Here is a 13022-nt window from a genome sequence, read left to right on the forward strand (position 1 = left end):
AGCGATGAGGCGACAGCGTTCATGGCCCTTGGCGAGAACTATGCCAGGCATGACACTGTGAAGCATTCCAGCCGCGAATATGTTCGTGACGCCGTTCATGTCAATTCGGTCGAAGGTTTCAATGCCCGCGTCCGCCGCACCATTGCCGGYGTCTTTCATCATATCAGCCCGCAGCACGCCGACCTGTATTTCCACGAGATCGGTTTCCGCTGGTCACAGCGCATTGTGACGGGCCAGGCTGTTCGGAAAACCCGAAATGGCAGGGAACGCATGAAAACCATGTGGTCGCGAGTGCCACCGGCGCTGCAATTGCTGCAAATCTTTCGCGCCGCGACCGGCCGTCAGCTGCGCAGAAGTCCGGATGGTGGGATCATCGTCAAATCAGCAGTCGCTGTCTTTGGTTGATAAGGGCCCGATACATTATGCGATCATTTTGGCCCAGAACAGGAACATATTGGCAACAGCGTGCCTCCTGTATACCAGACGAAGAAGAGGACTCTATTTCGTCCAAGTCCCGACGCAGGCGAGGGACGCCAGGACGCGCCGGAGTTCGTCGACACCCGATATCATGGCTTTCCGTTCCAGTTCTACCAGTTTGGTCCGGCGTCCGCGTCAAAGGTTCGAGCAGCACTTGCTCATCCTGGAAGGGCGGATCTACGAAGGCGAAAGGCGCCTTCGATCAATCGGACACAATCCTGTCGGTACGCCCGCAACGGCGAGATCGGTGCGCTTGGCATGACCGGCGTTGAAGGCGTCTAAAAAGTTGTCCCTCGTGGCCATAAAAACTCGGCCATCTGACGGAGATTGTCACTTTCGCGGATGCCGTTTTGGTAAAGGTTCAACAACCGCGCTGCCAGCATCTCGGCTTCATCGCTGGAACGATCCAGCTGACGTGAACGAATTAGTTCGCAAAATACGGGGTCTATGACTGTCCTGAGATCAGGGAGGATTGGGTCGGTTCGGCAACGTGCCATCGCTACCTCCACAAATTGGGTGAAGCGATGATCTTCAGTCGTCGGGGCAACAGAAGAACTCCATCTACCCAAAGGTAGATGGAGCCTCAACCTCGATCCGGAGGGAACCTGGATCATCGGCAACCATGCGAACGCATATGTGGTCGAAAGGTTCCCGCGTTGCGCGGCCGTGGTGCAGAAAATGGCGCGACAGGCGAGATCCAGCAGGTTGTAAAGCATTCAAGGCACGGGCTCAGGGGTGGACCCCAGAGCGCGAGTGGCTGGGACTGGGGCGTGCGCTCTGGGGTTCACTAGCCAATGACGGAGGGCTTCCGGTGCTTGGACCTTTGCGCGAACCCATAAGACCTAGGTCCGGGCACTTGCGCCATAGCCAATCGGGTTCCTAGATTGATCAAGCCCATGCTGTTCCCCAGCCGCCCCCCCTCGCTGGGTACCTTCTGCTATTGCGAAGTGGCCAGAACAGGAGGCTTCGGAAGAACGGTGGCGATCGACCCGCCACTGTCACTCAAAGCACCTCCAATAAGCAGGTAAGCAGTGATCACCACCATTGACAGAAATATGATCCCGACCGGTAGCCCTGTCGTAAATTTCCGCTCTGGCGCGCCGTGTGTGTGTCGTTCGTACATTCGCAAATCCTCAATCCTCCATCGGGCAACGACATCCAAGTGGTCCCTGCGGGCTGCAAGGGGCGCTCCGGCGCCGTTGCCCGCCCAAGGCAGTTAAGGGCTGTGCTGCTTGGGCTAATAAGAAAACTAACGCGACAGTACGGTGCGACAACGAACCTAAGACCTTTACGCTGGCAGTATGGGACTGAGGTCCCATGGCGGAACCTTTTCCTCCGCCCTACGATTTGGATACGCTCTTGATCGTCGACCCGATCGAGGCGCCTCTAGGCCCCGCTGTCATTAGTGTCCCCGCTAGATGTGGGGCCTACCGAGGCCGTTGATGCTCGCAATTCGGCCGGCTAGCAATAGTTGGGAGCCGGTTCGCCTCAGGTCCCGCTTCAGCGGGGCCTTTTTTTGCACGGTTTGAGTTCTAACGTGCGCCAACTCCGCAGATGGGCTGGCGGAGATCATTGCATTTTGGTTGCGGATGCGCGCATTTCACTGGCGGTGAAGTGCCTACTCATTCTGAGGAATCCAAGCGAATTTAGTCGCGGCATAAAGAGCGTCAAGGATGCCCCTTCCCCACGGGGGGAAGGGACAACGTTACCGGCGTTAGTCGATTACCCGAACGATCTTGCGGGTCCCTGGGTCTACCAGCACTGTGCGCTTGTCAATGACGACGTAACGGTACTGCATGTCGGGCGCTTCAATGGTATGCAGTTCCACCGTCTCTGGGATTGCCGAGCCGACATTCAGCTCCACTCCTGGAAGATTGATGGAGGAATTCGGCTTCTTCTTCACATATTCGCGAACGACCGTTTCCTGCTCTGGAGTAACAATGACCGTCTGAGCCAGGGCGAGGCTAGAAGTGCCAAGCACAAACAGCCCTGCGAGGGTTGAGCTTATAAGCTTTTTCATGTTCTTCTCCGGTTCGGATGTTGTTACCCACTCATCAAGGCGGGACTACTACCAACCGCGTTGCGCGATTTTCGTTCCGATGGTCAGACTTCGGTCGCATGGGGTCCGACCTTAGTCCTGTGGACCTTCCGGAAATGTTCCGACGGGACACCCGACGCGTACGACAACCCGATTGGAGCCCGCTATATCCTCAGCGACCCTGCGGATAAACTCGTCCGCGCCGGGGGCACTTAATTGGCCTTCGATCACGACGCTGTTTCCGAGCGCTCTGAAGCAGAGGCCTTGCGTATCAAATGGAGCTTCGGCCGCCAGCGCATACTTTAGGGAGGCGATAAGTCCCGAAGAATCGGCCCCCTGGCCGGCGCGGCAGTCAAATTCAGGTGGGATTAGGATCATCGCCAGAACTCCTTATCGAGTTCCAACCCGTCCATTCGAGCTTTGTTCCCGCGCGTTTGGTCGGCCGTTCGCCTATCGCGACTGCGCAAAGAAATGGCCGGGACCGACTGGGCCAAGCGAGTGTTCTCGAAGGGCTCCGTTGGATGAGAGCGCAAGCTCTCGGAACCGATCATCCGGTGTCGCGAAACACCCGCATAGGAACAACGGCCATCGATACGGAATGTTCGCTATGCATCCGACTGATAGCAACCGCTGGGGGGACATTTGCTCCCGCCACATCGCGTCTTCGAACAGGGCAGTCTCGTCGCTCAAGCCCATGCGGAACTGAGCGGTAATGTACCTGGCCAGACTGTCGGCTCGTTTTCCAGAGCGCGGGATACTACACCAGATGCACACTCGATCGACCCGTTGGAGTACATCGATCTCGTCCTCACTGATCCCGCCATTCACGCCCCTTGCGATCTTGTGCATCGAAACTTCGTGGTAGCTCTCGAGCTTCCGGGGTCACGTCCACCGCAGCCGATTTATAATAACCGATCATGTATTTCAGAGCGCCGCCTTGGTAACAGCTGATAATGCGCCTTGCGATCGCCTCTGCCGCCTCGCAATTCCGTGGCAGGCCAAGTCCACGTAGATCTGTTCGATCTGGTTCATTCATGAGGGAGAAGTACCTTTGAATTGGTCGTCGGAGACATCGCGCGACCTCCTGTATTTGGGGCGAAAGCGTGACGTCTTCCAGTCGTCGGGTCACTAAAAACTGCCCAGCGATAGGTGAAGTATGCGCCAATTAGGCAGCAAATCAGTTTAGACGCTAGCAGTTGCGGCCGTGAGCAGAACGGCGACGAAACCCAGTCTGTAACGGATCAGCGCTTTGAGCACCGGTCGAGGAACTCTGACGATAGATTTGCGGGAGAGAAACAAAACTCTGAAGAATGATCTTCCCTCCCACCTTTATTGATGCGGCGGTCCACTTCAACGCTCCCGGCCGCCCGCTTTCATCAGGCCGCTTTTCACCGCGGGGAGGTTTTGTTGATCGACGTCACAGCCAGGTTGGTGAGCTTGTTGTTGGTCGCCTTCTCCTGGTCGAGGATCTCGCTGAGAAGCTTGTGCGCCTCGTCATGGCCGAGGTCCTTGGCCCATTCACGAAGCGAGCCATAGCGAGCAATCTCGTAGTGTTCGACAGCCTGGCACGTTGCGAGAAGACCGGCGTCCAACGCAGTCCCTTCAGCCTGGTTCATCAAACCGTCGGCCTCCTTGATCAGACCCTCGATGGCGTCGCATTTTTCACCAGATGCCGTCTTGCCGATCGACTTGAAGACCTGCTCCAACTTCTTGATTTGGTCTTTCGTTTCCGAAAGGTGTTCCTCGGCCGCCTTCTTCAGTTCAGCGCTTTTTGCTGCCTTGGCTACCTTTGGAAGAGCTTTCGTGATGGCGGTCTCAGCGAAGTAGATGTCCTGTAGCGTGTGTTCGAAAACTTCAGCCAGCGATTTCATAAACTTTCTCCTTGGTAAACGTGCAGGGGAGAAAGTATCCAGCCGCGGAATCGTTCCAGCCCGCGCCTTTCAAACCCAGTCACGCGGACAATTGACGGTAAGAGATTCCGCATCGCGGTCGCGATCAAGGCGTTGAAAAGCGAAGGTCTTGAGCGACTTGTCCTGGCGTTCGAAGCGCACCTCAACATCGCCCAAAGGCGGGAGAGAGTCTGCGAGCCAGCGAAGAACAATACCGAGCCTTTGTGACAGCAATTTCCGGGGTGATCGACCCGCTCGCACTTGCGCTGCAAGCCTTTGCATTCGGGGTTTCCTTCGCCTCGGTAGCCTAGGCACGGCCTTGATGGCAGATTCGATTGAGCATAACCTGCCTGCCATATCTCGGCTCCTCTCGTGCAATTCGGCAAATCTGCCCGTAGTATTTCGGACGACGCAACCAGGCTTTCGCAAGGGCCAGTCGCCTCGGGATCCGCGCGCCTCAAACGTGCCAACCTTCTGAAAGTTCCTTGAAAAAACTGCTCCTACTTAAGGGAACACATCCCTTGTTGTGCCGTTCGGTCAGCGTAAGAGCCGGTGTATTGCCGGCGAAAGGAGAACAACCATGATCCTGAGATCTGCAGCTACTATCGCCCTTATCGCGGTGTTCGCCGCCCCTGCCGCTGCCCAGACGAATGTCGTGTGTGACGAAGCCTCGATCGTGAAGGCTGAACAGCAGATCGGGCAAATCTCCGACGGCGCAAAGAAGATCGAGTCCGCCAAGGAACTGGCCATGGCAAAAGACGCCATGACTGCCAATGACGTGGAAAAGTGCAAGTCGCACCTCGAAAATGCGATCAAGGGGATGGATGCCATGTAAGCCGGCGATGTGGCTCAATGGCGTCTGTTCTCACCAGTCGCAGCGCCAAGTTTCARAGCCTCCTACCCCGAACGAGTCGACACGTATTTCCTGAGAATTCGAAGGCACTGCGTGAACGGCAAAAACTCAGGAACTAAAAAACTCGAGCAAAGTTTGACCGGTAGTGCCCTCAACGGGCTGAAAACAAGGATGTAGACATTATGAAGAAACTGCTGCTCGCCGCGGTATTCCTCGGCGCATCGACCCTTGGCGCGCTCGCGCAGACTTCTACGCCTCCGGCCACGACCAACGGTGACACGCCGGCCGTCGCGACGCCGGACTCCAACAATCCCACCGCCCCGGTCGCCGGGGCAAACAGCTTCACCGAAGAACAGGCCAAAAAGCGCATCGTTGATGCCGGCTATACCGACGTTGCCGGCCTTAAACTCGATAGCGAGGGCGTCTGGCGAGGCAGCGCCATGAAGGGCGGAAAGTCTGTCCAGATCGCACTCGACTACCAGGGCAACGTGGTCGCCAACTAATCCCAGCAGCGAGGAACCCCCATGAAAACCGTTAGTGGACTTTTTGACGATTACTCCGATGCCCGTGCGGCTGTGAGCGCGCTGGAAGATCGCGGTGTGCCATCCGACGATATTAGCATCGTCTCCAACAATGTCGGTGACCGGTACTCCAAAGACAGCAATGCTGCCGAGGGCGCAGGCACAGGCGCAGGTCTCGGTGCTGCAGTTGGCGGCATCGGTGGTCTCTTGACCGGGCTTGGCGTCATGGCCATCCCCGGTGTCGGACCTGTGGTGGCGGCGGGCTGGCTTGCCGCCACGGCAGCAGGTGCCGCAGCTGGCGCTGTCGCCGGTGGCGCTGCGGGCGGACTGATCGGCGCCATGACCAAATCCGGCGTGCCAGAAGAACATGCCCATGTCTATGCCGAAGGCGTGCGCCGCGGCGGAGCTGTTGTTACCGCCCGGGTTGACGAGAGCCTCTACGCGGACGCCCAGGCCATCCTACACCGGGGCAGTTGGGTAGATCCCGAACAACGCCGCGCGGCTTACCTGGAACAGGGCTGGACACGCTTCGACGAAAAGCTCGCCCCCTACACTCCCGAGGAGATAGAGAAAGAACGTCTCCGCTACAGGCTTTGAAGGGAACCATGGGGCTGCAAAAGCGTTTACCATCCAGCCCCTAGAAACTTGATTTCGGCCCCGCTCGGGGCCGATTTTTATTACTGACTGCTGAGCGACCACTATCCTTTTCAAGCCCAAAATAGCCCATTACACCTGAACTATTCTTTGACCCTTAGAGGTGGCACTGCCAGACCCGGATTCAAAGGACCGGCTCATATCCGGGACCTAGGGGCGATCAACAAACTTGTTGAACCGGCTCAGGCTGCCATCGGCGACTATGTCCTGGTAGAGAAAAAACAATCGGTTGTGATCGAATATCTGGAAAAACTCCTCCCATGAAATTGGCTCCAAGTGGTCATCCCGTTCGCCGAAATCAATCCGTAAAATCCCACCGTCATCGGCGCCCTTCACGCGAGTTGGCCGCCCGTTGCGTGCCTCTGCCCAATGTCTAATCTCGTCATGATCTCGAGTCGTTTCAGCCTTGGTCATCAGCCTTCTCCTCTCGCACTCGTCGCTGTAGCTACCATTTCTTCCCATCCTCAATTTTTCATCCCTTCGACAAACCGCGTTAGTGCCGGCAGGCGCTGCTGCGATAAGCTCGTCTGTTGATCTGGAGTTCCGACAAAGTCGATCAGCACGACGGCTAAGGGGAACCAGAAGAGGAGCTCTGATCGATATTCTCTTGCGAGGCGGACGCTTGCGCTTTTTGGCCCAACGCCGTGCTCAGATCTCTGATTTGCTGCTCATCAAGCTTCTCGATGCCAACGTACATATTCTGGGCCTTCGAGGTCAGAATCAGTTCATCGAGCTTTGCCTGTACTGCCTTTCCATCGCGATTTTGAGAATTTTGAAGAACGAATACCATCAGGAACGTAATGATGGTCGTGCCCGTGTTGATCACGAGTTCCCACGTATCGCTGAAGCCGAAGAATGGCCCGGCCGCCGCCCAAGCGATAACAAGGACAACCGCGGCGGCGAACGTGGCCGGTTTGCCGGAAATATCAGCTACCCAAGTCGCAAATTTCGAAAAGACGCCGCGGTTTTCGCTCATGATCTCCCTCGCATTTTCCCAGCGGCGCAAACCCCGCAAAAGTTCGTCGTGTCTGGTCGCGCTTACCATTCTGGCCCACTTATGAGCGGCGTGGTGTCTTGTTCATAAGCGGCAGAGCGTGTCGCCAATTCCACAGAACCTGTGAGATCCGTTCCGGTTCCATGGGGGGCATCACACGTTCAAAACCACCGATCCATCCGAAGCTGGGAAGAACCGACGGTCCAGGTCGTCAATGGAGGCAGCCACCATGAACATCGTCGGGCAGCAGGTTTTTATCTGATGCGGGCGGCATAGTTGACAGTCGAGTGGGTCGCCGAAGGTGGCGGCGTGATTTCTGTCCGTCTGGAAAGCTCAACGGACAACCTGAGCGTTGAAGCCGCCGTGGCAAAGGCAAAGGCCTTGATGGTGCAGTGGCCACATTCGGAGAGTTCGGGACCCCCAAGGGCCGATAATTGCTGATCATTTATCGGATTGGCTCTTCTCCCGTCTACGCTTTTCAGTTTCTCTTTTCGATCGGGCTTGGCGACGCGCTGGTCGCAATTCTTCAAGTGTCGGAAACCACCAGCCCCGCTTGAGTTCAAAAGAGGTCGGTGGCGTCCTCTCGGGCCAAGTTCTTACCAATTCCTCGAGCGAACCCCGCCGCCAGGTGACCCAGACAAATTCATCACCAACATGGGAAGGAAAATAGAAATCACTGACCGTTTCGGCATCTGCCAACTCACCGTCGGACGCGGTGAAGAAGACCACTCCGACATGCGTTGCGATCGCGCGGTCGTAGGGCGGTCTGTGATCAAGGGGTATCGGATAGCGCTGCCTCCTTCTTTCCCTCGCCCTTGCCTTTAAATCTTCCTCCTCGTCGCTACCTTTGAGCGCGTCTCGACGGATCTTCCTTGCTTCGGGTTCGCAGCGCTCAGCCTCCGCTTCGATCTCTGGCCACCGTCGACGGAGTTCTGAGAGCGCACGATAGGGAACGGTCCAAAGGCGGCGGTCGGCGTCCCATCGAGCGAAGGGTATCTCGCGGATCTCGTCGATGATGAGCCGTGAAAAAGGCGTGCGGATTTCCAACGCCGCGGCGCCGGCCTCAAGATAGCGGCTCTCAATCGGTTCGAAGGTATAGGCGTCCCTGCCTTTTTCGTCGGCGAAAACATCCTGCTCCGCCTCCAACTCGGCGCGCCAGCGTGCGATCCGTCGCTCGGCCGTGCGGCCCGGTACAAACCAGGCCTTCAGTCGGTCGCTCCAGCGCGCACGCGGAAACGCCTCGCGAAACCGATCGACTGTGATGCGATCGTGTGGCAGGTCAGTAGTCGCACCCAACCGCGGGTCTGGCGACGCTTTGTCCTTCGTATCATGTTCAGCGTTCATGATGAATCACGCTGCTCGACTGAGCTTTCCGAGACGCTTAATTGCTTGTTCAAGGGAGCGCTCTCTGTCGCAGTAATCCTTCCATGCAGTGGTTTTCGCAAGCAGCGCCGGCACTGTGCGCACGGTGAATCGCATAGGGTCGAGATCGGATTTTACCTGTGTCCAGCCAAGAGGCATCGAGACCGGCGCGTCCGGCCGAACCCGCGGCGATAATGGAGCGACTGCCGTGGCCATCCGATCGTTTCGCAGATAGTCGAGAAAAATGTGCCGTTTTCGAAGGCTCTTCGTCATCTTGATCAGATAGAGATCAGGATTGTCTTCAGACATCTTCTGGCAAACGTCATGGGTGAACCCCTTGGCCTCGGCCCATGTGAGGGATATTGCGTCCTGGGATCTTGCATTGTCAGGCGATCGGTCATTGGAAATCCTCATATGACGATTACCCGTTAAACTCGCCGGTTGGTTTCAGGTTCCGGTTCAGAGCCTAGTTGTTGGAACAACGGTCATCCTCTGCGGTTGAATGGAACCAGGAGGACGAAGCCATGACGGATCAGACACAGGATGAAAGTGTTGATGAAGCACTGTCGTTATCCGGCACATCACTTGACCGGACTGATCGCGCGACCACGGACGGCGCCGATGTCCAACCCTACGAGGTCATCCGAGACGCCCAATTAGAGGCTTTGCGGACGGATCTGGTTCGGCTTCGCGCGGAACTCGCCGCCATCGCAGCCGCTAGTTCAAGGTTGGTCGTGCTAGAGGCAAACGCCACCGTCCAAGCGATCGAGAACAAGATCGGACGCCACATCGTTCCCGCAATCGTTGTGGCTGGTGTTGTCGGGTATCTCTGGACCGCGTTCGTGCGGCCCCGTTGAGCCATCGGGGTCGCACTGCACTGGCCAAAGCGGTTTTCGGCGCATCCATTTCGCGTGGCAAACGTTAGAAAGGAAAAGCGAGGGAAGTTGTCGATGGCCTTAAAGTCTACCGATCGGCAAATCGCCATCAGCGTTTGTGCGATCGCCGTGATTAGTCTATGCCTGCTCCGGTCAAACGAGCGCATTCTGCGCGCGAGACACGACGAACCTCAGAATCCCGGCGAAGGTGCCGACCAGGCTCGCGGCCGTGACGCCGATGTTCCCGAGGAAATCCCTCCAAAGGGGCTCTATGACGTGGCTTGCCGCGTCGTACACGAGGTGTCCAGTGACCGGGTCGCGTTCGTCGCGGCCGGGGTCACGTTTTATCTGCTTCTTGCGCTGTTTCCAGCATTGGGCGCGATCGTGGCCCTTTACGGATTGCTCGCCGATCCTGTCGATATAGCGCAGCACTTGAGAACGCTCGCCTATGTCCTTCCGCCGGGCGCCTTCGATATCGTCGCGGCCCAGGTCCGCGCACTCGTGCAGATGCGTGACTCGGCCTTGAGCCTTGCCTTTTTCATCAGCTTCGCGATTGCCATTTGGGGTGCCCGAAATGGTACTCTCGCGCTTTTCGACGCTATGAATGTCGCGTACCAGGAGGTCGAAAAGCGTGGGTTTGTCAGGCTCAACCTAATTGCCATCGCTTTTACGCTCTGCGCGATGATGGCACTCATCCTGATGATAGTCATCACGGCAGCGCTACCTACACTCATTCGAGGGGCCTTCCTTGATCCGACGAACGAAACCATGGTCCTTATCACTGGTTGGTCCCTCGTGATCGTCGCCGCATTGACGGGAGCGGCGGTCGTTTACCGTGTCGGTCCCAGTCGCCAGCCAGCGAAGCTGCGTTGGCTGACATGGGGATCGGTCTTCGCAACATCCGCGTGGATTGTGATGTCGCTGGGATATGCCTGGTATCTCAACAATCTTGCTGACTACACTGCCAGTTACGGTGCGTTAGGTGGCCTTGTCGGGTTCCTCATATGGCTCTGGTTATCGGTGACCCTGCTGATCGTGGGTGCAGAGCTCAATGCTGAACTTGAGCACCAAACTGCAAAGGACTCGACAACCGGGATGCCGCTTCCCATGGGCCTTCGCGGGGCCTATATGGCCGACACCATCGGCAAAGCAGCTGAATGACGGTTCGTCCTCGCTTCGTTTGTCCGCGCCACTCGGGGCTGAGCTTAACAGCACGCGTCCTTTTCGAGTCTCCCCTCTCGCGGGACAACTGACCTTCAAACAGATTCTTGCCTGGGTACGTGAATGGAGGCAGGTACCGCATGATCATGATTCGACGTCAACTTTCCGTGGCCCCTTGTCGCGGATCAACTTGGGGAGCAGGAAGGCGTTTTGCTTTGTTGCTTCCGGGTCTGGCCTTAAGGCGGGCGATCGGAGGACCGCCCGTTAAAAAGATTACGGATTTCGTTATTTGGCCAGGTGCCAAACCCCACCAACGCCATCGCCGTTGGTGTCACCGGTCTTTTTGTCTTCGGCATATGTGTATAGCGGCTTGCCGCCATAGGCCCACATTTCCTTGCCGTCTGCCGCCTTAACCAGAGACCATTCTCCTTCCGCCTTAGCCTTCGCGGCGGCGTGGAATGCCGGCCATTTCTTCAGGCAATCCTTGTCGCAGTTGGATTTGTCTTTGGCATCCTTGTCGAAAGTGTAGAGGGTCATCCCCTTTTCATTGGCCAAAGCCTTGCCCATCTTGGTGTCGACCATCTTAGCGGGCTCGGCTGCGAACGCAGACCCGCCCAAAACAGACACCAACCCGATCGCGATTAACAACGTTCTCATGACATTCTCCCGTTTCGGGAGTGCCGGCGGAATACCGGTAGCGCCCGATCCAACATAAAAACACCCAGACCTAGAAGAGGTTCCAGGGTGCTACGCACAATCGGAGCGATCGAAACGAGCTACAAGCAGCGTGAGTTATGCGACATGCCGCTTTCGGAGGGTACATTCTATTTCCAAGCGCGACATGCCAATGATTTCAATGGCGTCCCCTTGGAGATTTTGGCATGTCCCGACGCTATTCGCAGCTGAATCTGGCCGATCGACGCCGGCTATTCCATTTTGTTGAACGCAAACTGCCGATCAAAGAAATGGCGCGCGAACTCGGGCGTTGTCGCGGCTTCCGTAGTCGTTTCCTTCTTTGCGACGAATGCCGAACTGCATTCACAGCGCTCCAAACAGGAGAATAGCGCCATGTCAAATCGCCTCGTCTTCTCGCTTCTCATTGTTTCCTTGAGCATCTTGATGGTCTGGGCCTTCAGGCCCGCCCCGACCATCTTCACTGGACATGATGATACCCCCCCCAAAAACAGCCCAAGCCGAAAAAACAAACCGCATACCCAGTGACGCAGTCAAATACTAACCCACTCACCATGCAGTTGGACAGCCGAAGTAACCAGCCGTGGCGTGATAGATTTCCCAAATCGCGATGGTGATCGGAGCGCGCGCCGACAAAAAAGGCCGGGGCGAAACCGCACCGACCTTCCTCATCATCACCCTCTCACCAGTGCCAGTACATCCGTGGTCAAAGGCATCGGGCGATGGCGGCATTCGCGAGCGGCAGAAACTTTCCAGCGCTCATCAGCGATTGCCGATGGAAGGGATATAAGGGGCAATTGCGCTTAAAACAAGTCCAGCGCTCTAGATTCGCAATTTCTCATTGCGGCCTGCAGTAGAAGGGCGCATTGTCCATCCTTCGGTGGTCATTTAAAGGGCGCTGCCGCTCAGGCGATGCCTGGCCCCAAAGAAAGGAGGACATATGTCTTCCGTCCTACTTCCCTATTCATTGCCCGCAGACCTCCGGAAGATCAAAGAGACCCTGGCCTGTTCTGAGCTCATAACCTTGGGGAGCTCCCAGGGGTCTCCAGACGATCGACGCTCCGCGCGCATCATCCGCAACTTTCGCGCCGGGGTCACATATCCCTCGTTCGATAAGAAATAGGAGGCGGCAATGGTCTACTTAGCTCGACAACGTGTAGCCCTACTCCATTTTGCGATACAAGCTTCGCCTACCCTGGCAATAACGTTTATCGTCTACATGACGCTTCGAGATCTCTTCTGAGCCCATCTGGGTAAAGAACTGAAAAGGGCGGCTTCGGCCGCCCTGAACGGTTTAACGCTCCCCCTCGATGCAGTGTGTGTGTGTGTGTGTGTGTGGATGGCAGTCTAGCTAATCTTCCGATACTGGTCGGACTTTCCATCAGGAGCCATCACGTTCGAAAACAGAAAACTCGCCCTGCGGGCGGGTGGCTTGGCGGCGTCCGGTCGCAGTTCTAACGCTGGACTAACCCTACAGGGGTTTTGTCGTTTCGCTCCCGAAACAT

General features: G+C 56.8%; 12 protein-coding genes and 2 pseudogenes. 7 read left to right on the forward strand and 7 right to left on the reverse strand.

The annotated features are described in order from the left end of the window. Positions 1-405 (forward strand): transposase (locus tag AB4Z53_RS26490; protein WP_441598586.1); only part of this gene is annotated, 405 nt, incomplete at its 5' end. A gap of 1786 nt (positions 406-2191) precedes the next feature. On the opposite strand, the gene AB4Z53_RS26495 is transcribed toward AB4Z53_RS26490, so the two are convergent. Further along, positions 2192-2497 carry a DUF1236 domain-containing protein gene (locus AB4Z53_RS26495; protein ID WP_441598588.1) on the reverse strand — a complete coding sequence of 102 codons (306 nt, stop codon included), beginning with the start codon at positions 2495-2497 and terminating at the stop codon, positions 2192-2194. A 1406-nt stretch (positions 2498-3903) separates the two neighbouring features. Continuing rightward, on the reverse strand, positions 3904-4386 hold the full coding sequence (locus tag AB4Z53_RS26500; protein WP_441598590.1) for a YciE/YciF ferroxidase family protein: 483 nt from the start codon (positions 4384-4386) through the stop codon (positions 3904-3906). A 598-nt stretch (positions 4387-4984) separates the two neighbouring features. Here AB4Z53_RS26500 and AB4Z53_RS26505 point away from each other — a divergent pair. The 3 genes from AB4Z53_RS26505 to AB4Z53_RS26515 all read left to right on the forward strand — a co-directional run bounded on the left by AB4Z53_RS26505 (position 4985) and on the right by AB4Z53_RS26515 (position 6375). Continuing rightward, complete coding sequence (locus AB4Z53_RS26505) at positions 4985-5239, forward strand: hypothetical protein (RefSeq protein ID WP_441598592.1); 255 nt, start codon at positions 4985-4987, stop codon at positions 5237-5239. A gap of 200 nt (positions 5240-5439) precedes the next feature. Next, on the forward strand, positions 5440-5760 hold the full coding sequence (locus tag AB4Z53_RS26510; RefSeq protein WP_441598593.1) for a PepSY domain-containing protein: 321 nt from the start codon (positions 5440-5442) through the stop codon (positions 5758-5760). 21 nt (positions 5761-5781) lie between these two features. After that, positions 5782-6375, forward strand: coding sequence for a general stress protein (locus AB4Z53_RS26515; RefSeq protein ID WP_441598595.1), 594 nt, complete (start codon positions 5782-5784; stop codon positions 6373-6375). A 207-nt stretch (positions 6376-6582) separates the two neighbouring features. Here the strand turns inward: AB4Z53_RS26515 and AB4Z53_RS26520 are convergent, their stop codons facing one another. From AB4Z53_RS26520 to ligD, 4 genes and pseudogenes are all read right to left on the reverse strand, one after another. After that, a complete protein-coding gene (locus tag AB4Z53_RS26520; protein WP_441598597.1) occupies positions 6583-6846 on the reverse strand; it encodes a hypothetical protein in 264 nt (87 codons plus the stop codon). A gap of 154 nt (positions 6847-7000) precedes the next feature. Then, positions 7001-7408, reverse strand: a complete 408-nt coding sequence (locus tag AB4Z53_RS26525) for a low affinity iron permease family protein (protein ID WP_441598599.1) — start codon at positions 7406-7408, stop codon at positions 7001-7003. Positions 7409-7867: 459 nt separating this feature from the next. Further along, entirely contained in the window at positions 7868-8770 is a 903-nt protein-coding gene (locus AB4Z53_RS26530; protein WP_441598601.1) for a hypothetical protein, read from the reverse strand. A gap of 6 nt (positions 8771-8776) precedes the next feature. Then, positions 8777-9145 (reverse strand): annotated as a pseudogene (gene ligD / locus AB4Z53_RS26535) (non-homologous end-joining DNA ligase LigD); the annotation flags it as partial. Between the two features lie 167 nt (positions 9146-9312). Here ligD and AB4Z53_RS26540 point away from each other — a divergent pair. After that, positions 9313-9645: a hypothetical protein gene (locus tag AB4Z53_RS26540; RefSeq protein WP_441598603.1), complete on the forward strand. Its 333-nt coding sequence runs from the start codon at positions 9313-9315 to the stop codon at positions 9643-9645. 93 nt (positions 9646-9738) lie between these two features. After that, positions 9739-10824 (forward strand): YihY/virulence factor BrkB family protein, encoded by a 1086-nt coding sequence (locus tag AB4Z53_RS26545; protein ID WP_441598605.1) that lies wholly within the window; start codon positions 9739-9741, stop codon positions 10822-10824. A gap of 285 nt (positions 10825-11109) precedes the next feature. Here the strand turns inward: AB4Z53_RS26545 and AB4Z53_RS26550 are convergent, their stop codons facing one another. Then, complete coding sequence (locus AB4Z53_RS26550) at positions 11110-11481, reverse strand: COG4315 family predicted lipoprotein (RefSeq protein ID WP_441598607.1); 372 nt, start codon at positions 11479-11481, stop codon at positions 11110-11112. Between the two features lie 224 nt (positions 11482-11705). Here AB4Z53_RS26550 and AB4Z53_RS26555 point away from each other — a divergent pair. Further along, positions 11706-11816 (forward strand): annotated as a pseudogene (locus tag AB4Z53_RS26555) (helix-turn-helix domain-containing protein); the annotation flags it as partial. Between the last annotated feature and the right edge of the window lie 1206 nt (positions 11817-13022).

Source organism: Ensifer sp. 2TAB8 (assembly GCF_052115125.1).
In the GTDB taxonomy this organism is placed as follows: domain Bacteria; phylum Pseudomonadota; class Alphaproteobacteria; order Rhizobiales; family Rhizobiaceae; genus Ensifer.